The organism is Streptomyces sp. W1SF4 (assembly GCF_003950035.1).
Classification (GTDB): Bacteria; Actinomycetota; Actinomycetes; order Streptomycetales; family Streptomycetaceae; genus Streptomyces; species Streptomyces racemochromogenes.
In genome coordinates this window covers 5,463,442-5,480,125 of sequence record NZ_CP034350.1, presented here as the reverse complement: position 1 = coordinate 5,480,125, position 16,684 = coordinate 5,463,442, and the positions used below count along the sequence as shown (strand labels likewise).

The window sequence follows — 16,684 nt, the reverse complement described above, 5'->3', positions numbered from 1 at the left end:
ACACCTCACACCCAGAGATCGAGGTACACCGTGAACCACAAGCCTAGCCCGACCAGCCTCCCGACCGGCGGCCGCCGTACGGTCCTGGTCGCCCTCCCGCCCCGGCCCACCGCCCCGGACACGGTCGAGGAGGTACTCCTTGCCGCCGCCCGCGTCATCGCCCGGCTCGGCATCCACCACGGCGACTACGTCCTCGACGCGCTCGGCCTCGACGGACTCGACGTGCCGCTGTACATGCGGCCGATGTCGGTGGTCGGCGCCATCCGGTACGCGGCGACCGGCAACCCGCAGCGCTCCAGCCTGCTCGCCGACCAGGCTGTGAACTTCCTGGCCTTGTCGATCGACGGCGGCCCGGTGCGGCCCGACCTGCTGTCGCTGGAACGGCACGTCGAGGACTGGTCCGACGGTGTCGACCAGGTCGGCGCGGTCGCGCTGCTGGAGTGGGTGGCGACGGCCCCGGAGCGTGCGGCGTGAACGCGCACCGGATGAACGCGGCGGCCGGCGCCCTGCGCATGGCGATGCAGCGCGGCGCGGCCACGCCGGAGGAGCTGGCGTACGACCTGGAGGCGGCGCAGCTGCTTCAGTCGCCGGAGTCCGCCGCCCAGCTGGCCCGGCTGCGGACGGCGTGGCGCTCAGCCCGAGAGCGCGCCTCGCTGGCGGGGGCCCTGTACTTCAGCGAGCAGTCCAACCACCGGCACACGCTGGAGCAGCGGAATGCGCACGTTGCCGAACTGACCCGGCTGCGGGACCGGGTGGCCGAGCTGGAGGAAACGCTCGTCGACCTCACCGAGCCGGACGTGGACGGTGCCGGGCGAACGTACGAGTCGTACCAGCCGAACCCGGAGCCGCTGGAGGACCCGCACGACTCCCCGCTTCACCACGAGTACCGCATCGGCCGTGAGCTGCCGGAGGTGCCCCGTGGCTGACCGCGAGATCACCCCGTACGGCTGCCGCCACTGCGGCACCCCCCGGGGCGAGCACGGCCGCCGGTACCGCGCCGGGGTCGGCATGCACGCCTGGGACAGGCCGACCGACCGCCAGATCCTCGCCCGCATGCAGCACCGCCGCGCCCTCCGCCTCGCCATCAAGGGGACCCGATGACCAACCAGCCGCCCGTGACCGGGCCCATCCTGATCGGCGTCGAGCGCATCCCCGCCGGTGCCACCCTCGACCTCGGCGCGTTCACCTCCCTCGTCGTCAGCGACGTCATCGACGCACTCCTTGACCCGGACGGCGCCCTGTGGGACCTCCTTCACGAGGTCGCCGACCCGCCCAAGCGCGCCGAGGACGACGACGAGCGCCTCGACCGAGAGGAGCTGGAGCGGCTGCTCGTCGAGCGCGCCTCGTCGAAGGTGCCGCTGTACGGTCCGGCGGCCGCGCGGCTCGCCCGCCGGCTCCTGGCCGTGGCCCCGCCGTCGGTGCCGCAGCAGCGTGGGGAGGCGGCGTGAACGCCCTCGACCGCGCCCGTGCCGCCGTCGCCGACAGCCTCCCCGCCCGGTGGCGGGTGGTCTGGCTGGACAACTCGGAGGAGCCGACCGGCATCGCGCCCGTGTGCCCCGACGAGGAGCACGAGGAGGCCGACGGCAGCGTCTACGACTGCTGCCCCGACCCGGCCATCGACACGGAAGACGTGGACCTCGCCGCGTACCTCGTCGCCCTCATCAACGCCGACTTGGGCGGTGGCCGGTGACGCGCCGGGCGTGGCTGCTGGCCGCGCTCCAGGCCGCGCCGGGGCCGGTGACGACGCAGCATGCCGCAGCGCTCCTCGCCGGGTCGCCGTGGCCGACGGCCGGGCGCAATACCGCGCGGAAGGACTTGAGGGACCTCGCCGGCCGTGGGGACCTGCGCATCGTCACCGCCGACGGCCGCCGCGCCTACCTGCCCGAACCGACCAAGAGGAGCGCCGCCGCATGACCGCACCGTACTTCCAGGTGGACCGCACCTACACCGACAACAACGGCTACCGGGCCCCCGAGATCACCACGTACTTCCACGTGGAGCACATCACCGCCCACCCGGAGCGCGGGCACCTCCGCGCGATCGGCTGGTCCAAGTCCGGTGCGCCCGGAGCGAAGTGGAACGGGGACTACCGCGACGAGGTCGACGGCTGGACCGAGCTGTCGAGCCCGCTGATCCCCTCGGAGCCGCTGGTGGTCCGCCGTGTCGACTGCGCCGTCGAACCGGCGCTGGAGGACGAGGACCCCGAGCTGCTCGTGTGCTGCGTCGCGGAGGACGGGCGCCCGGTGGCGCTGCTCCTCGACGACGAGACGCGGGCCAAGCTGCACGGCTGGCTGGGCGGTGGCCAATGACCGAGTCCGTGTTGGCCGGGGCTTCGGCCCCGGCCTCCGGGGCCCGCGTCCTCGGCTGGTTCCCCGCCGGGTCCCCGGAGTGGCACGCCGCGCGGGCGGCCGGGATTGGGGGTTCGGAGATCGCCGCCGTGATGGGCCTGTCCCCGTACGAGTCCCGGTTCTCCCTGTGGCACCGGAAGAAGGGGTTGGTGGCGCCGGTCGAGGAGACCGACGTCATGTACTGGGGGAAGATCCACGAGCCCGCGATCTGCGCCGAGTTCGGCAAGCGGCATCCGGAGTGGCGGGTCGAGGAGGCGCCGACGTACAGCCGCGGGGTGCAGATCGCTAACCCTGACCGGCTGCTGCTCCGGCCCCGCGAGCTCGGGGAGCTGCTGGAGGCGAAGACCTCCCGCGACGACGAGCACTGGGGCGAGCCCGGCACCGACGAGATCCCGGTGCACTACCGGGCCCAGTGCCTGTGGTACCTCGACGTCCTCGGCGCCCGCCGCTGCCACGTCGCGGTGCTGATCGGCCTGTCGGACTACCGGGAGTACGTCGTCGAGTACGACGAGGCCGAGGCCCGCCTCCTGCGGGATGGCGGCGCCGAGTTCATGCGGACGCTCGGGGCCGGCGAGCGGCCGGACATCGACGGGCACAGCGCCACCTACCAGGTTCTCCGGGACCTGCCCGAGGGCCTGGACCTGGTCGACGTCGAGATCCCCACCGCGCTTCGCGACCGCTGGTACGCCGCGCAGGACGCCGGCTGGGCCGCCGAGGACGAGCTGAACGCCTGCCGGGGCGAACTCCTCGACCACATCGGCACCGGCCAGCGCGCCGTCTGCGAGCGCGAGCGGATCGCCACCCGCACCGTCCGCGATGGCCACACCTACCAGCTCCTTCCCGCCCGCACCCGAAGGACCGCCCGATGACTCCCGCCGAACAGATGCTCATCGCTGCCGCCGACCTGAACGCCAAGGTCGCCAGCGCCAAGCGCAGCGGAGAGGCCGTCACCGTGCCGCCCGCCGCCGTCAGCGAACTCGCCTACCTCCTCGAATCCTGCGGCCGCTCAACGGCCCAGGCCGGGGCGATCAACAGCACGAGGAACCCGGCGCTCGTCGAGCACGCCCACGACATCGCCCGCACCTACCTCGGAGAGCTGCCCCGATGACCGATCAGACCGTCTCCAGCGCACTCGCCACCCGGGACACCGGCCCCGGCGCGATGGTCGAGCGCTACCGCGACGACCTCGCCATGGTCATGCCGTCCCACGTCAAGCCCGACACGTTCGTCCGGCTCGCCGTATCCGTCCTGCGCCGCGACCCAAGGCTCGCCGAGGCCGCCTCCAACAACCCGGCCGCCCTCATGGGCGCCCTGTTGGAGGCCGCCCGCCTCGGCCTGGAGCCCGGCACCGAGCAGTACTACCTGACCCCCCGCAAGATGAAAGGCCGCCTCGAGATCCAGGGCATCCGCGGCTACCAAGGCGAGATCGAACTCATCTACCGCGCCGGCGCCGTGTCCTCCGTGATCGTCGAGGTCGTCAGGAAGAACGACACCTTCCGGTACAGCCCCGGCCGGGACGAGCGCCCGCACCACGAGATCGACTGGGACGCCGCGGACCGCGGCCCGCTGCGCCTCGTCTACGCCTACGCGGTGATGAAGGACGGCGCCACCTCCAAGGTCGTCGTCCTCAACCGGGCCCAGGTCATGCAGGCCAAGGCCATGTCGCAGGGCTCTGACAGTGCCTACTCCCCGTGGCAGAAGCACGAGGAGGCCATGTGGATGAAGACGGCCGCCCATCGGCTGACGAAGTGGGTGCCGACCAGCGCCGAGTACATGCGCGAGCAGCTCCGCGCACAGGCCGAGGTCGCCGCCGAACGGCCGAGCCCGACCGCCCCTCTGCCGCAGCCGGCCGGGATCACCGAGACAGACGACGACGCCCCGATCGACGCCGAGTTCGTCGACGAGGAACCGTCCGACTGGCCGCCGACCGCGCAGCCCGGGGCGGGGGCCCGCGCATGAAGTTCGCCGACGTCCGCCGCCTGGCCTTCGACACCGAGACCACCGGCCCCAACCCGACCGAGGACCGCATCGTCACCGCCGCCGTCATCGCCCGCGGTGGGAACCTCCCCGACCGGGCCATGGCCTGGCTCATCAACCCCGGCATCCCGATCCCGGCCGAAGCCACCGAGGTCCACGGCATCAACGACGCGCAGGCCGCCACCGGCGCCGCGCCGGCCGACGCCCTCGACGACATCGCCGACCACCTCGCTAGGGCCATGGCCTACGGCATGCCCATCGTCGCGTTCAACCTGTCGTTCGACTGGACGATCCTCGCCCGCGACCTGGAGCGGCACGGACTGACGCCGATGAGCGCGCGCCTCCCCGAAGGCTTCGTGCCGGGGCTGGTGGACCCGCACGTGATCGACAAGCAGCTCGACCGCTACGTCCAGGGCTCCGGGATGCGGAAGCTCAAGCCCACCTGTGAGCGGTACGGCGTCGAGCTGACCGACTGGCACACCGCCGAGGCCGACGCGCTCGCCGCGCTGCTGATCGCCGAGGCCCAGTTCGAGCGGTACCCGCACCTGAACGACATGGGCCCGGCTCAGCTCTTCGCGGCGCAGCGGGCTTGGCGGGCCGAGCAGCAGGCCGGGTTGCAGGAGTGGTTCCGCACGAAGGCGACGCCGGAGCAGGGCGGCGACCCGAGCAAGGTCATCCGGGGCGAGTGGCCCCTCCTTCCCCAGCAGCAGGACGGAGAGCTGTGATGCGTGTACGAGACCTCATCCGCCGGTTCCGTGGCGACCAGACCCGTGCGGCCGGCGTGATCGCGGGCCAGGCCGTGAAGATCCGCGACCTCGAAGCCCGGCTGGAGACCGCCGAGGCCGCCGTCGTGAAGCTCATGCGGGGCGGCGGCGCGGACATCGACCGCGTCGGGTTCCTCACGACGGAGCTGGAGCGGCGGGCCCGCCAAATCGACCAGCTGCGCGCCGGGGTCGTGGACGACGCGCAAACGGCCGCGCTCCGCTTCGCCCTCCAGCAGGAGCGGGCCGCCGTGCGGGCGCTGGAGTCCAGGCTCGCGATGCTCCAGGCCGCCAACGACGGGATCTCCTCCCCGGCGGTGGCCGCGTGAGCCTCACCGTGACCCCCGCGACCGGGATGCCGCTCACCCTCCCGGCCGCGGGCACCAGTTCCCCCCTCGTCGTGGGCTTGGACCTCTCCCTCACCTCCACCGGCGTCGCCGGGGACGGCTGGACCGACAAGATCCGCACCAAGACCCGCGGGGACGCCCGGATCAGGATCCTGATCATCGAGATCGCCGACTACATCAAGGCCGCCGACCTCGTCGTCATGGAGGGCCCCAGCTTCGGGCACGTCGGACCCCGCAACCCCGAAGACCTCGCCGGTCTGCGGGTGATCGTCCGCCAGTACTGCTACCGGCACCACATTCCGTACGCCGTCATCCCGCCGTCGTCGCTGAAGGTGTACGCCACCGGCAACGGGCGGGCGGAGAAGGGCGAGGTCCGGTCGGCGGTCGCCGACCGCTACGGCCACCTGACCGAGGGCCCCGCCCGGTACGACGAGGCCGACGCTTACGTCGCGATGGCCGCCGGCCACGACTGGCTCGGCAAGCCCTTGAAGGTACTGCCGGAGTCCCACCGGCGGGCGCTCGCCGGCTGCCAGTGGCCGGACTCCCTGAGCGGGGGCGTCCTGTGAAGATCCGCGCCGACATCGCCGAGATGCTCCGCGACGGCCTCACCGACCGGCAGATCGAGAAGCGGCTGCACGTCAATCACACCACCGTGGCCAAGACGCGCGCCGCCCTGGGGATCCCAAAGTTTCCCGGCGGCGGGCGCACCACGTGCACGCTCGCCGAAGCCCTCCTCGCCCGGTCGGAAGACGCCGGCGACGGCCACCGGAAGTGGACCGGCCAGCTGTCTCGCAAGGTGCCCGTCCTCCGCTGGCACGGCCGCCGCACCACCGCCTACCGGGCCGGGTTCGTCGCGCACAACCGTCGGGCCCCGGTCGGGGTCGTCCAGCCCGGTTGTGGCGTGCCGTGGTGCGTCGCCCCGGCGCACATGGACGACACCGCCGCCCGGCAGCGCAACCGCGCCGCCTTCAAGGCCCTGTTCGGAGGTGCCCTGTGATCAGCAAGTCCTACGGGCCACACCGCGCCCCCGAGACCCTCGAACCCGAGCCGAGCTGGGCTGACTCCGCCGCCTGCGCCACGGTCGACCCCGAGCTGATGTACCCCGGCCCCGGCAACCTGCCCGCCTACAAGGAGGCCCGCCGCATCTGCGCGGACTGCCCGGTCCAGGCCGAATGCCTTGCCGACGCCATGGCGTACGAGGGCAACGCGACCAAGAAGTACCGCTACGGAATCCGCGCCGGGCTCAGCCCCGCCGAGCGCGCCGACCGGTACACCCGCAGCCGGAACCAGGCGGCCGCATGACCCCGGCAGCCGCGGCCTGGATCCGCGAGACCGTCCTCGTGCAGTCCGCGCCGTCGTACGGCCCGCGCGCCGGCGGGCCCTGCCCGTGCGACGCCCGGCAGCCGTGCGCGTCCTGCCAGGTCGGCAGCCACGACTCGTGCACGGGGCACCTCGTCGACCGGGAGAAGGGCGTCTACGGGCCGGGGCTCGCGTGGCCGCCCCGGGCCCGGGTTCGGACGGCCGGACCGGAGTGCCGCGCCCGCTGCACCTGCCGGTCCTGCTACCCGCCCCCGCCGCCGCAGCAGCTCGGCCTATTCGGATGACCGACCGCCCTTGCGACGTCCCCACCGGCGGCCACAACGGCCCTTCCCGTCTCTACCCCTGCGGCTGGCGCTGCACCACCCATGCGCCCCGCCCCCGCCCCGTAGGAGCACGCTGATGGAAGCCATCACCCAGCTCATCACCACCGCCTACACCGCAGCCGTGCACGGCGAAGTCGTCCAAGCCGCCGACGCCCTGGACGCCATCGGATTCAGCGTCGACGCCCGCCAGATGTACGGCGTGTGCTGCGCCTTCGCCGAGGCCGGAACCCGCGCCGTGCAGCTCCTCGACCCCACCGGATTCGACCCGGCCAAGGGCGAGATGCTCGCGCTCAGCGAGGTCACGCCGGGAGCGGCCGCCGCGAATCCCCAGACCGCGTGGGCGCAGCGGTTCTTCGTCGCCCATGCCAACCGCGACCCCGAGATGACCAACGCGCTCTACGCCACCGCCATCAAGGCGGGCCCAGACCAGTTCAGCGAATCCGTCGCCGCGCTCCTCCTGGTCGTCGCCAGCCTCGGCCGGGCCGTCCTGGAATCCCGCCGGACGCCCTGACCAACAGCCCGCCCGGACCGGCCGGCGCCCAGGGTTCAACGCCCTGGGCGGGCACCAACCGCCGCCCCACCGAACGAGAGAAGGCTGCACGTGACGATCGACGCGATGCACTGGGTGTGGAACCGGTCCACGACGACCGGGAATCCCCGGCTCGTGCTGCTCGCCATCGCCGACAAGGCGGCCGGGCCCGAGTGCGTCGCCCGCATGGGCACCACCGAGCTGCGGGCCCGGCTCAACACGTCGAAGTCCGTCGTCGTCAAGGCCGTCGACAAGGCCCTCAACTCTGGCGAGCTGGTCATCGTTCAGGAGGCCAAGGGAAGCCGCGCAGCCGCCTACCAGCTGCTCCACGCCGTCGGCTACCGGCGCCCCGCACCTGGCTCTACCGGTCCGGAATCAGGACCCCTAAGTCAGAGCTACCGGTCCGGAATCGAGACCCCTAGCGAACAGCAGGGGTCCGGAATCGAGACCGGTAGCGAAAACGCTAGGGGTCCGGAATCAGGACCGGGGGGGTCCGGAATCGAGACCCCTAGGGGTCCGGAATCAGGACCCCTTCACCAAACCACTCCTACCAGGAGTGAGGGCTTGCCTGAACAGCCCGCCCCCACCACCCCCGGCAGCACCATCCCCGGCTTCGCCCGCGACCTCGTCGACACCATCGGCCGTGCCGGCTACGACACCCTCCGCTGGGGCAACGTCACCGGCCCCGAATGGCTCGTCGTCCACGCCCTCATCAAGAGCCACGGCATCGAGCGCCTCGCCCGCTTCGCCGTCGAACAGTGCCAGCAGCGGCAGATCACCTACGGCCGCTACTTCATCCCCGGGTGGAAGGACCTTGCCCCCGCGCCCGCGCCGGACCCCGAAGGCGTCCACCGCCTCCCCGCGCTCCGCCCCGCACCGGCGCCCGCAGCCAGCCCGGCCGCGGCCCGCCGCAACGCGTCCCGCGACTACCTCGACGAACTGTCCGCCCAACTCCGAGCAGGAGGCGCCCAGTGAACCCCGATCAGATTCCCCAGCTCCTCAAGCAGGTCTCCTACGCCGACCCCCGCGTCCTCCCCGAGGACCGGAAGGAACTTCAGGGCCTGGCCGCACTCTGGGCTGGCGTCCTCATCGACGTCCCCGCCGAGTTCGCCATGTGGGCCGTCGGCCAGCACTACGCCGAGTCCCCGTTCCCCATCAAGCCGTCCGACATCGCCGGCCGCTGGCGAGCCCACGTCCGCGACCGCATGAACCGCCACACCGGAACCCTGGAGCCCGGCCACCACCCCGAGCTCGACCCGGACGACGCCGAGGGCTTCATCCGTGCCCTCCGCACCGAACGCCGCGCCGTAATCATGGGCGAACAGCAGCCGACCCCCCTCAAGGCCATCACCGGCGCCGACGCCGTCCCCGACGAGGTGCAGGAACGCCTCAACCGGATCGGCCGCTACATGCCGGAGGAGGCCCGGAAGGCACTCGCCGCGTACCGGCCCGTCGCAGCCGCCCGCGAGCGCCTCATCCGCACCGGCCAGCCCGACCCCCTTGCCGTGCCCTGCCCCTGGTGCGCCGCCGCCGTAGAGCAGGCCTGCCGCGGCCGCCGGGTCACCCCCGGCCGCGACCCCGAGAGCAAGCGCCAGGGCGCCCGCGCACCGCACCCCTCCCGCACGGACGCCGCCCGCGCCATCTCCTCCTCCGCGCCCGAAGCCGAAAGCCACCCCGACGCCGCCTGACGACCGCACCCGCCTCGTCCGCCCTCGCACACAGGAGACCCGCCATGGCCGTCTGGACCACCGCCTACCTGATCTACGGATTCGAGATCCCCGCCCGCGACACCAGCGACGTCGAGAACGCCCTCCGCCCCCTCACCAGCGACGTCAAATACCTCACCGCCGGCCCGTACGACCGAGACCGCCTCTACCTCGCCACCGCCTCCCACGCCGCCGACCTCGGCACCCCCATCACCTGCGACCTCAACGCCAGCCCCGCCCAGTACGCCCAGTGGCAGGCCGAACTCGACGAGGCCCTCCGCGCCCTCGGCCTCCCGCCCGGCCCCATGCCGGAGTGGCACCTCATCGCCAACCAGGACTGACCGGCCGACCGGAGCCGGTTCCCGCCCTCACGCACACAGGAGAAGCCCTCATGACCGAGCAGCCCATCGACTACACGACGCCCGAAGCGCGAGCCGCTGCCATCGCCCAGCTCCTCGCCGCCGTCGAGACGTCCAGCGACCACAGCGCCCTCAGCCGGATCGCCCGCCGGGCCGGCTTCCTGTGGCGCTGCGCCAGCTGCCGCGAGGACAACTACCCGGGCCGGACGACGTGCCGGTGTGGCGCGCCGCAGCCCGACCGGCTCTGACCCGCCCGCCGGCCGCCCCGCGGGCAGTGCGGGGCGGCCGACCCCACCAGCATCCACCGGAAGGACCCGCACCGTGACGTTCACCTTCACGCCCTCGCCCCTCAACCGGATCCGCGCCGACCGCTCGACCTTCGGCGGCCAGCCCGCCGTCTATCTCAGCCTCGTCGACCACGACGGCCGCGACGCCGCCGTGTTCATCCCCGTGGACCGCCTGGAGGAGGTCATCGCGGGCCTGCGCGAGGTCGCCCGGCAGGCTGGCGGGCAGCCGACCGTCACCCCCGAGGAGGCCGCCGTCCAGGGCGCGTGGAACGCCCTCGGCGACGCCGTCCGCCGCCGGCTCGACAACGCCGAGGAGGCCGGAGCATGAGCCAGCAGCCCGACCACGCCATCGCCGCCCTGCTGCCGCTCCAGCAGCTCATCCAACAGATCGTGCGCGCCACCCCGATCGGCGCCGCTGACCAGCTCGCCGCGGACCTTACCGTGCACACCGCGGTCTGGGTCGGAAAGAACGTCCTGCCCGTGATCACCGCGTCCGAGCGCCAGTTCCTCGCCTTCGCCCTCGACCTCGCCGCCGACCACATGGCCGTCCGCGGTGACGAGTTCACCGACGAGGACGACGCCGCGCTCGCCCGGCTGCGCCAGCTCGCCGAGGGGCAGCCGTGATCCGCATCGTCCTCGGCGGCCTCGCCCTCTGGCTCGTCCTCGGCAGCATCACCGCCACCGCCCTCGCCCGCATCGCCCACAACCTCAAGCGCCGCCACCGATGACCCCCGCCGAAGAACTCCGCGCCGCCGCCGACCGCCTCCTCGACCGCACAGCCGACGCCATCCACAACGACCGCCTCACCTGGGCCACCGGCCACACCCTCGGCAGCCGGTCCCCCGTCGTCGTCGACGACCCGGAACAGCCCAGCGTGCTGATCGAGACCTACGCCGCCCGCCTCGAAGCCGTGAACCGGTACCTCGTCCTCCTCGGCCCCGCCACCGGACTCGCCCTCGCCCACTGGCTCAGCGAGACCGCCGTCGACGTGGCCGCCACCGAAGGGACTGGCGGCGCGCTCCACCCCGAGGGCGGAACCTCCAAGGCCTGGACGGCCGCTCTCGACGTCGCCCGCGCGGTCCTCGGCCAGCCCAGCGGGATCCGGCCGTGACCTGCCCCACCGGCAAGCACCCTTACCGCACCCGCGGCGCAGCCCGCCGGAACCTCCGCACCCTCCGCGCCCGCGGCCGGAGCGAGGTCGCCCCGTACGCGTGCCCGCACTGCCTCGCCTGGCACCTCACCAGCCACCCCAGGAGCAGCCGATGACCGACGGCCCCCGCATCACACCGAACCCGGACGGCGACGGCGTGATCCTCCACCTCCCCGACTTCACCCACCTCGACACGCAGGCCTGGTCCGTTGACATCGGGCTCACCGACGACGCTCTCGCCGCACTCCGGCAGCTCCTCACTGATGGAAGCAGCCGATGACCGGCCAGCTGCCGCCGTGCGCGTACGACCCGGCCGCCTGCGGCTACGACGACGAACCCGGCACCTGCCCCTGCCTCGACTACACCGCCCCGCCCGAAATCTGGGACGAGCCCGACTGCCGGCCCGTCACCGACGTCCCCACCGGGAGCTACCTGTGACCGACCAGCCCGAGCCCATCTGCAAGTTCGAGCAAGGGTGCCACCGCGTCGCACCGTGCGCCCCCGGCTGCGGGGCCCCGCTCCCGGCCGAACCTCAGCCCTCCCGGCACACCGCCGACACGATCACCGACAACGACCTCGACGAGCTGTACATCCGCCTGTGGAACGCACTCGACGCCCGAGACGCCTGGGCAGGCAAAGCCGAGCAGCAGAAGGAACGCGCCGACCAGGCCGAGGCCGCCCTCGCCAAGCGCTGCGCCGCCTGCCCCCGCTGTGACCACGCCTGCCAGTGCGGCCACGACCAGCAGGACCACAGCAGCAGCGGCTGGTGCAACCCGTGCTGGGAGCTGTGCGGCGACACCGGCCACTACCCCTCCGACTGCCCCACCCCGCAGGAGTAGCTATGCCCACCCCGCCCCGCAGGCCCGGCTGGGGACCTGCCGCCGTCCGCGCCTCACAGCAGGCACGCGCCCTCGACCGCATCCGCGCCCTCCACGCCCCCGTGCAGCACGGCCGACGCATCATCTGCGGCCACTGCTCCGGCTACGGGAACGGCAGCTGCGACAACGCCGCCGTCCCGTACCCCTGTCCGACGATCCGCGCCATCGACGACCCCCAGGAGACATCCCCGTGAGCGCTTCACACGCCATCGCCAGCGCCCACCTCGACCTCGTCGTCCGCCACTGGGCCGACCTCCACCAGCTGCGCACCGCCCGCCCCCACGACGCATGGCCCCCCGCGTCCCTCCAGGCCTACCTGCGGACCGTCGACGAGTACGACCCCGCCGACCGCAGCGCCCCCGTCCGGCTCCACGTGATCGACACGATCCGCACCGTCGAGGCCGTCCTCGTCGCCCTCGCGGACCAGATCGCCGCCCGCGTTCAGTCCTCCCCCGTCAGCCCGGCGCCGGCCGACTGGGCCGCCCGCGGCTGGAGCCCCGCCGACCGCGACCGGCGGAACGCCCTGGCCGCCGCCGACTCGGCCGACCTGGCGCGCTGGCCGTACACCGGCACCCGCACCGCTCCGCAGGCTGCTGTCTGGCTCGCTGCCCGCGTCCGGGGCGACGTCGGGCCCTTCCGGCCGCTCACCGGCGCCGAGCTGGACGAGATCACCCGGACGGCTGCCGGGGCCGCCGAGCGGGTCGAGCACGCCCTCGGGATCCGCCGGCGCAGCGTGGGCACCGGCCGGGCGTGCGGCTGCGGCGCCGAGCTACTCCTCGAGGGCGGGGACGGGCGGCCGCCGAGCTTGGTGTGCCGGGCCTGCGCCCGGTCGCTCACGCTGGACTGCGCGGCCGCGTAGCTACTCGGCCCCGGCCTCGGGCGGAGCCGGGGCCTTGGCCGCAGTGACGACGGCCTTCTCGACCTCGTACCGGTTCTGCCCGGTGTCCGCGGCGTGCTTGGTGATCGCCTCGTGCACGGCGGCCGCAGCCTCCGCCCAGGGGCGCCATGCCTCAGCGCTGTACGGGCCGGCGGTGGCCCGAGCCCGCGCCTCGTTGGCTGCGCGCCGCAGCTTGATCAGTTCGTCGGTCAGTTCGATTCCCACCGCGCGATCCTACGGTCCGGGCTCCGGCCCGTCGTCAGGGCTCGCGGTCCACGTCTCGGGCCCGCCGCCGCGCCACTCCATCAGCGGGTCCCCGGCCGAGAGGACGGCATCCGGATCATCCACGCCGACCCTCCGGAGGAACTCCGCGACATCTGCCAGCCCGTACGCGGTGCCGAGGATGGAGTCCTCCCCGTGGACGTGCGCGACGACCCGCCGGCCGCCGGTCGGGGCGGGCGGGTAGACGACGATCCTCGCGCGGTCGGGCACCCCACCAGCCTGCGTCCGGACAGCTCCGGACGCATCCGGACAGCACGGAGCCCCCGATCCATCGGGGACCGGGGGCTCCGCCGTCACGGCTACTCGGCGCCCGCCGCCCGTGGGCGCTTTGAGCCCGAGCCGGAGTACCCCTTCACGATGTCCTGCACGGTGCTGAAGGAGATGCCCAGCTCGGCGCCCACGCTCCGCAAGGACGCGCCCGGCCGCGCGAGGAGCTCGGCGACCGCAGCCTGACGCGCCGTCTTGAGCCTCTTGTTCCGGTCCGGCAGGCCCTTCAGCACCTCGCCCAGCGCGCGCGCCCGCTCTGTCGGATCCGCGATCCCTTCGAGCGCATCGATGGCTTCGAACACCCGCTGCACCTCCTCGCTCACATCCGGTCCCTCCGTTTGGGCGGGCCCACTTCCCAAACTGTAGGGGGTCCCCCTACAGTGATGGAAGTGGCACTCGCTGCTGATACACAACGGCCCCGGCAGAGGTGCAACTCCGCCGGGGCCAGCCATCCACCTGCACGAACAGGGGACAGCCATGACACACCGTACCGACCTCGCCCAGCCGGACGAAGCCCTCCGCCGCGCCCGCGAGGATCTCCCCGTCGCCGCGCAGCTCCTCCACGCCGTCGCCGACCTCATCAGCGACCACCAGCCCGAGCAGCCCCTCACCACCACGGCCCTCGGCCTCGCCTTCAGCTCCGCCGGCGCCAACGTGCTCGCCCAGTACCCCGGCGCCGTCCGAGACGCCGCCCTGCTGAAGGCGCTCGCCGCCCTCGTCGCCCTCGGCGACGGGGACGTCATCACCCAGGGGATCACCGGCGGCGAGTACGCGCTCCGCCTCCGCCTCGCCGCGAGGAACGCGTGATGGCCGAGGACGCCGAAGCCACCGCCGCCGAACTCCTCGCCCGCGCCGCCGACGACTACGCCCGGGCGCAGGCCGCCCGCGACGCCCAGTCGCACCGCACCGCCTGACCCGCCGCCGACCGGCCGGGCCCGCGCTGACCACCCGCGCGGCCCCGGCCCCGCACACCCCGGAGCACCCTCCGTGAAGCGCCCCACCCTGCCGCACACCCCACCCATCCTCTACGGCGCCGCCGCCCTCGCCGTTCTCTCACTCCTCTGGTCCGGCTACGCCATCACCGATCTCATGCAGTCCGGTCGCTTCGGCCTCTCGGTCGCCCTCGCCGGTGACATCGGCTGGATCACCGTCCTCTGGGCCGAGTACCGCGGCATCACCATCCAGATCAAGAGCAAGAGCTACAGCGCAGCCCCCGCCGGCTGGGCCATCGCCCTCGGCGTCGCCGCCCTCCTCGCCCGCCACGGCCACGACGTCGGCGGCGCTGGCCAGATGTACGCCGGCCCGTTCGTCGTCCTCGTCGGCAAGATCGTCTGGACGTTCGCTCTCGCCGCCCTTCGCGACCCGGCCGCGCTCACCGCCGACCAGGAAGCCGAGATCGCGGCCGTGATGCGGGACAGCGAGTACGAGGCCCGCCTCCACGCCGCGCAGCTCGCCGGCGTCGACCGAGCCGCCGACGCCGAGATCGCCCGCATCCGCGCCGAGGCCCGCATCACCCTCGCCCGCGACGACGCCGATGCCGAGATCCGCCTCGAACGCATCGAGAAGCTCCGCGAGATCGAGCGCCGGTCGCCGCTCGCGATCAGCACCAGAAGGGATCGCGAACACAGCGAGCATCACCGCGATCAGATCGCGATCCCCACGCTTCCGCCAGTGGCGAACACCGGCCCCACCAGGGCGAACACCGATCGCGAGCAACCGAGCCTTGCCGATGTCGTTCGCGAACAGATCGCGATCCACGCCGAGAACGCCGACGCCGTTCGCAGCACGCTCGCGAAGCTCCCGGGCGCAAACCCCAAGTCCGTTGCAGCGGCCGTTCGTCGCGCCCGCAGCCAAGCACAGGGGGCCTACAACTGATGGCCGACGCCCGCATCACCCAGATCATCCCGCCCGGCGCGCCGCTCCCTCCGCGGCCGCCGGAGCCTGGCGAGATCCCGCCCTGGCGCCCGACCCCGCCGCCGCCTCCGCCAGCCGAGCCCCGTTGGTACTCCGCGCCCGAGCCCGCGCCGCCGCCCGGCGAGATCGTGCACCGCGTACAGGTCCACCTCGTCTACCCCGAGCCCGAGCCGGAGCCGTCCCGCTGGGAGCGCTTCGCCGCCTGGCTCCGCCGATTCGGCCAGCCCTGGCAGGCCGCAGCCGCGATCACCCTCGCCGTGACCCCCATCCCCGGAGTCGGCTACAGCGCCGCAACCACCTGGGCGTACGTCGTCGACTCGGGCCGCGCCATCGGCCCGTGGCAGCCCTACGCCCTCGGCTGCATCCCCTGCGCCCTCGTCGTCGCCCGCATCCTGCGCCGCGGCGCCACCGTCCGGCTGCTATTCCTCCTCGTCGTCACCGGCTTCGGCGTCTACGGCGCCGTCGACTGGTTCGACGCCGTAACGATCATCACCGGAGTCACCCGATGACCATCGGCCTGTCCGCCGCCGGCTTCGCCCTCTGCGTCTTCGTCGCGTACCTCAACCTGCGCACCTGGTGGAACGGGAGTCGCGATCCCAAGCTCCTGCTGCACTTCGGGCAGGGCAGCCTCATGGGCGCGCTCGCCTCCCTCTGCACCGGCGGCCTCCTCGGCATGCTCGCCGGCTGCACCCGGCAGGGCGTCAGCGCCGCCAGCGACAAGGCCGTCACCGGCCTCACCGGCGTCGGCGCGGGGGAGCCGCTCGCCGCCCGCAGCCTCGCCGGACAGCTCACCCCGATGGGCGCCCTCGTCGTCGCGGTCACGGCCGGGATCACCTTCGCCGCCTACAAGGCGGCCTCGAAGGACGATAAGCGGCGCCTGCTCGGGGGCCTCGTCTTCGGCCTCTGCATGACGATCACCGCCGGTGTCGCCGGTGCCCTCGACGGGCTCCCCGGCCTCGTCAACGACATCGGCGCTGCCGGGAAGCGCGTAGCTGAGGGGGGCTCCCTGTGACCGCCCCCGCCGCCGCCCGGCTCCGGGCAGGATCCGCCCTCGCCTACCGGGCCTACGTGCAGAAGCTCGCCGCGTGGATCGCGGCCGGACGCCGGGCCGACCTCGACGGCTGGCAAGCCGCCCTCGGCTCCTGGCTCCGCATGGGCATCCTTGCCGGACTGGGGTACGCCGCGTTCCAGGCCTTCGCGGGCACGCCGTGGGCGATGTGGACCGTCGCCGCCTGGTGGCTCGTCAGAGCGTGGCGGGCGGGGGCGCAGCACCCCGTGCAGCACGCGCCGGCCGAGGACGAGGCGGGACCCCCAGAAGAGCCCCTCCCCGCCGTCGACATCGCGGCCGCCGCTCGCACG

36 protein-coding genes are annotated in these 16,684 nt (G+C 73.3%); 33 read left to right on the top strand and 3 right to left on the bottom strand.

Annotated elements, in window-relative coordinates:
- Positions 1–30 precede the first annotated feature (30 nt).
- The 29 genes from D1J60_RS25825 (at position 31) to D1J60_RS25695 (ending at position 12,844) form a co-directional block, all read left to right on the top strand.
- Positions 31–474 (top strand): hypothetical protein, encoded by a 444-nt coding sequence (locus tag D1J60_RS25825; protein ID WP_125822699.1) that lies wholly within the window; start codon positions 31–33, stop codon positions 472–474.
- Entirely contained in the window at positions 471–926 is a 456-nt protein-coding gene (locus tag D1J60_RS25820) for a hypothetical protein (RefSeq protein ID WP_125822698.1), read from the top strand. The genes D1J60_RS25825 and D1J60_RS25820 overlap by 4 nt, the downstream gene beginning before the upstream one ends.
- Positions 919–1,101, top strand: a complete 183-nt coding sequence (locus D1J60_RS25815) for a hypothetical protein (protein ID WP_125822697.1) — start codon at positions 919–921, stop codon at positions 1,099–1,101. The genes D1J60_RS25820 and D1J60_RS25815 overlap by 8 nt, the downstream gene beginning before the upstream one ends.
- A complete protein-coding gene (locus D1J60_RS25810) occupies positions 1,098–1,448 on the top strand; it encodes a hypothetical protein (RefSeq protein WP_125822696.1) in 351 nt (116 codons plus the stop codon). Before D1J60_RS25815 ends, D1J60_RS25810 begins: the two co-directional genes overlap by 4 nt.
- The gene (locus D1J60_RS25805; protein ID WP_125822695.1) at positions 1,445–1,690 is read left to right on the top strand and encodes a hypothetical protein; all 246 of its coding nucleotides are present in this window, start codon (positions 1,445–1,447) and stop codon (positions 1,688–1,690) included. The genes D1J60_RS25810 and D1J60_RS25805 overlap by 4 nt, the downstream gene beginning before the upstream one ends.
- Positions 1,687–1,914 carry a hypothetical protein gene (locus tag D1J60_RS25800; RefSeq protein WP_125822694.1) on the top strand — a complete coding sequence of 76 codons (228 nt, stop codon included), beginning with the start codon at positions 1,687–1,689 and terminating at the stop codon, positions 1,912–1,914. Before D1J60_RS25805 ends, D1J60_RS25800 begins: the two co-directional genes overlap by 4 nt.
- Positions 1,911–2,309 carry a hypothetical protein gene (locus D1J60_RS25795; protein WP_125822693.1) on the top strand — a complete coding sequence of 133 codons (399 nt, stop codon included), beginning with the start codon at positions 1,911–1,913 and terminating at the stop codon, positions 2,307–2,309. Before D1J60_RS25800 ends, D1J60_RS25795 begins: the two co-directional genes overlap by 4 nt.
- On the top strand, positions 2,306–3,217 hold the full coding sequence (locus tag D1J60_RS25790; protein WP_125822692.1) for a lambda-exonuclease family protein: 912 nt from the start codon (positions 2,306–2,308) through the stop codon (positions 3,215–3,217). The genes D1J60_RS25795 and D1J60_RS25790 overlap by 4 nt, the downstream gene beginning before the upstream one ends.
- A complete protein-coding gene (locus tag D1J60_RS25785) occupies positions 3,214–3,456 on the top strand; it encodes a hypothetical protein (protein ID WP_125822691.1) in 243 nt (80 codons plus the stop codon). Before D1J60_RS25790 ends, D1J60_RS25785 begins: the two co-directional genes overlap by 4 nt.
- Positions 3,453–4,307, top strand: coding sequence for a recombinase RecT (locus D1J60_RS25780; protein ID WP_125822690.1), 855 nt, complete (start codon positions 3,453–3,455; stop codon positions 4,305–4,307). The genes D1J60_RS25785 and D1J60_RS25780 overlap by 4 nt, the downstream gene beginning before the upstream one ends.
- Complete coding sequence (locus tag D1J60_RS25775; protein ID WP_125822689.1) at positions 4,304–5,050, top strand: exonuclease domain-containing protein; 747 nt, start codon at positions 4,304–4,306, stop codon at positions 5,048–5,050. Before D1J60_RS25780 ends, D1J60_RS25775 begins: the two co-directional genes overlap by 4 nt.
- Positions 5,050–5,415 (top strand): hypothetical protein, encoded by a 366-nt coding sequence (locus D1J60_RS25770; protein ID WP_125822688.1) that lies wholly within the window; start codon positions 5,050–5,052, stop codon positions 5,413–5,415. The genes D1J60_RS25775 and D1J60_RS25770 overlap by 1 nt, the downstream gene beginning before the upstream one ends.
- A complete protein-coding gene (locus D1J60_RS25765) occupies positions 5,412–5,999 on the top strand; it encodes a hypothetical protein (protein ID WP_241253397.1) in 588 nt (195 codons plus the stop codon). The genes D1J60_RS25770 and D1J60_RS25765 overlap by 4 nt, the downstream gene beginning before the upstream one ends.
- A complete protein-coding gene (locus tag D1J60_RS25760) occupies positions 5,996–6,430 on the top strand; it encodes a hypothetical protein (protein ID WP_125822687.1) in 435 nt (144 codons plus the stop codon). Before D1J60_RS25765 ends, D1J60_RS25760 begins: the two co-directional genes overlap by 4 nt.
- Positions 6,427–6,735 carry a WhiB family transcriptional regulator gene (locus tag D1J60_RS25755; RefSeq protein WP_125822686.1) on the top strand — a complete coding sequence of 103 codons (309 nt, stop codon included), beginning with the start codon at positions 6,427–6,429 and terminating at the stop codon, positions 6,733–6,735. The genes D1J60_RS25760 and D1J60_RS25755 overlap by 4 nt, the downstream gene beginning before the upstream one ends.
- Complete coding sequence (locus D1J60_RS25750; protein WP_125822685.1) at positions 6,732–7,037, top strand: hypothetical protein; 306 nt, start codon at positions 6,732–6,734, stop codon at positions 7,035–7,037. The genes D1J60_RS25755 and D1J60_RS25750 overlap by 4 nt, the downstream gene beginning before the upstream one ends.
- Positions 7,038–7,152: 115 nt before the next feature.
- Positions 7,153–7,587, top strand: coding sequence for a hypothetical protein (locus tag D1J60_RS25745; protein WP_125822684.1), 435 nt, complete (start codon positions 7,153–7,155; stop codon positions 7,585–7,587).
- 582 nt (positions 7,588–8,169) lie between these two features.
- Positions 8,170–8,580 carry a hypothetical protein gene (locus D1J60_RS25740; RefSeq protein WP_125822683.1) on the top strand — a complete coding sequence of 137 codons (411 nt, stop codon included), beginning with the start codon at positions 8,170–8,172 and terminating at the stop codon, positions 8,578–8,580.
- A complete protein-coding gene (locus D1J60_RS25735) occupies positions 8,577–9,293 on the top strand; it encodes a hypothetical protein (RefSeq protein WP_125822682.1) in 717 nt (238 codons plus the stop codon). Before D1J60_RS25740 ends, D1J60_RS25735 begins: the two co-directional genes overlap by 4 nt.
- A 44-nt stretch (positions 9,294–9,337) precedes the next feature.
- Positions 9,338–9,652 carry a hypothetical protein gene (locus D1J60_RS25730; protein ID WP_125822681.1) on the top strand — a complete coding sequence of 105 codons (315 nt, stop codon included), beginning with the start codon at positions 9,338–9,340 and terminating at the stop codon, positions 9,650–9,652.
- A 50-nt stretch (positions 9,653–9,702) separates the two neighbouring features.
- The gene (locus D1J60_RS25725; protein ID WP_125822680.1) at positions 9,703–9,918 is read left to right on the top strand and encodes a hypothetical protein; all 216 of its coding nucleotides are present in this window, start codon (positions 9,703–9,705) and stop codon (positions 9,916–9,918) included.
- Between the two features lie 73 nt (positions 9,919–9,991).
- A complete protein-coding gene (locus tag D1J60_RS25720; RefSeq protein WP_125822679.1) occupies positions 9,992–10,285 on the top strand; it encodes a hypothetical protein in 294 nt (97 codons plus the stop codon).
- On the top strand, positions 10,282–10,581 hold the full coding sequence (locus D1J60_RS25715) for a hypothetical protein (RefSeq protein WP_125822678.1): 300 nt from the start codon (positions 10,282–10,284) through the stop codon (positions 10,579–10,581). The genes D1J60_RS25720 and D1J60_RS25715 overlap by 4 nt, the downstream gene beginning before the upstream one ends.
- Before the next feature lie 100 nt (positions 10,582–10,681).
- On the top strand, positions 10,682–11,068 hold the full coding sequence (locus D1J60_RS38710; RefSeq protein ID WP_125822677.1) for a hypothetical protein: 387 nt from the start codon (positions 10,682–10,684) through the stop codon (positions 11,066–11,068).
- Positions 11,069–11,219: 151 nt separating this feature from the next.
- Positions 11,220–11,387 (top strand): hypothetical protein, encoded by a 168-nt coding sequence (locus tag D1J60_RS37430; RefSeq protein WP_164720971.1) that lies wholly within the window; start codon positions 11,220–11,222, stop codon positions 11,385–11,387.
- A complete protein-coding gene (locus tag D1J60_RS37425) occupies positions 11,384–11,545 on the top strand; it encodes a hypothetical protein (protein ID WP_164720970.1) in 162 nt (53 codons plus the stop codon). Before D1J60_RS37430 ends, D1J60_RS37425 begins: the two co-directional genes overlap by 4 nt.
- Complete coding sequence (locus D1J60_RS25705) at positions 11,542–11,946, top strand: hypothetical protein (protein ID WP_125822676.1); 405 nt, start codon at positions 11,542–11,544, stop codon at positions 11,944–11,946. The genes D1J60_RS37425 and D1J60_RS25705 overlap by 4 nt, the downstream gene beginning before the upstream one ends.
- Before the next feature lie 2 nt (positions 11,947–11,948).
- Positions 11,949–12,179, top strand: coding sequence for a hypothetical protein (locus tag D1J60_RS25700; protein ID WP_125822675.1), 231 nt, complete (start codon positions 11,949–11,951; stop codon positions 12,177–12,179).
- Positions 12,176–12,844: a hypothetical protein gene (locus tag D1J60_RS25695; protein ID WP_125822674.1), complete on the top strand. Its 669-nt coding sequence runs from the start codon at positions 12,176–12,178 to the stop codon at positions 12,842–12,844. Before D1J60_RS25700 ends, D1J60_RS25695 begins: the two co-directional genes overlap by 4 nt.
- Here the strand turns inward: D1J60_RS25695 and D1J60_RS25690 are convergent, their stop codons facing one another.
- From D1J60_RS25690 to D1J60_RS25680, 3 genes are all read right to left on the bottom strand, one after another.
- Positions 12,845–13,087, bottom strand: a complete 243-nt coding sequence (locus D1J60_RS25690) for a hypothetical protein (protein WP_125822673.1) — start codon at positions 13,085–13,087, stop codon at positions 12,845–12,847.
- A gap of 9 nt (positions 13,088–13,096) precedes the next feature.
- Positions 13,097–13,354, bottom strand: a complete 258-nt coding sequence (locus D1J60_RS25685; protein WP_241253396.1) for a hypothetical protein — start codon at positions 13,352–13,354, stop codon at positions 13,097–13,099.
- An 89-nt stretch (positions 13,355–13,443) separates the two neighbouring features.
- Entirely contained in the window at positions 13,444–13,734 is a 291-nt protein-coding gene (locus D1J60_RS25680; protein ID WP_125822672.1) for a helix-turn-helix domain-containing protein, read from the bottom strand.
- A gap of 154 nt (positions 13,735–13,888) precedes the next feature.
- Between D1J60_RS25680 and D1J60_RS25675 the strand changes: the two genes are divergently transcribed.
- The 4 genes from D1J60_RS25675 to D1J60_RS25660 all read left to right on the top strand — a co-directional run bounded on the left by D1J60_RS25675 (position 13,889) and on the right by D1J60_RS25660 (position 16,337).
- A complete protein-coding gene (locus D1J60_RS25675) occupies positions 13,889–14,218 on the top strand; it encodes a hypothetical protein (RefSeq protein ID WP_125822671.1) in 330 nt (109 codons plus the stop codon).
- Positions 14,219–14,398: 180 nt separating this feature from the next.
- Positions 14,399–15,286, top strand: coding sequence for a hypothetical protein (locus D1J60_RS25670; protein WP_125822670.1), 888 nt, complete (start codon positions 14,399–14,401; stop codon positions 15,284–15,286).
- Positions 15,286–15,834, top strand: coding sequence for a hypothetical protein (locus tag D1J60_RS25665; RefSeq protein ID WP_125822669.1), 549 nt, complete (start codon positions 15,286–15,288; stop codon positions 15,832–15,834). Before D1J60_RS25670 ends, D1J60_RS25665 begins: the two co-directional genes overlap by 1 nt.
- On the top strand, positions 15,831–16,337 hold the full coding sequence (locus D1J60_RS25660) for a hypothetical protein (protein WP_125822668.1): 507 nt from the start codon (positions 15,831–15,833) through the stop codon (positions 16,335–16,337). The genes D1J60_RS25665 and D1J60_RS25660 overlap by 4 nt, the downstream gene beginning before the upstream one ends.
- The last annotated feature ends 347 nt before the right edge of the window (positions 16,338–16,684 follow it).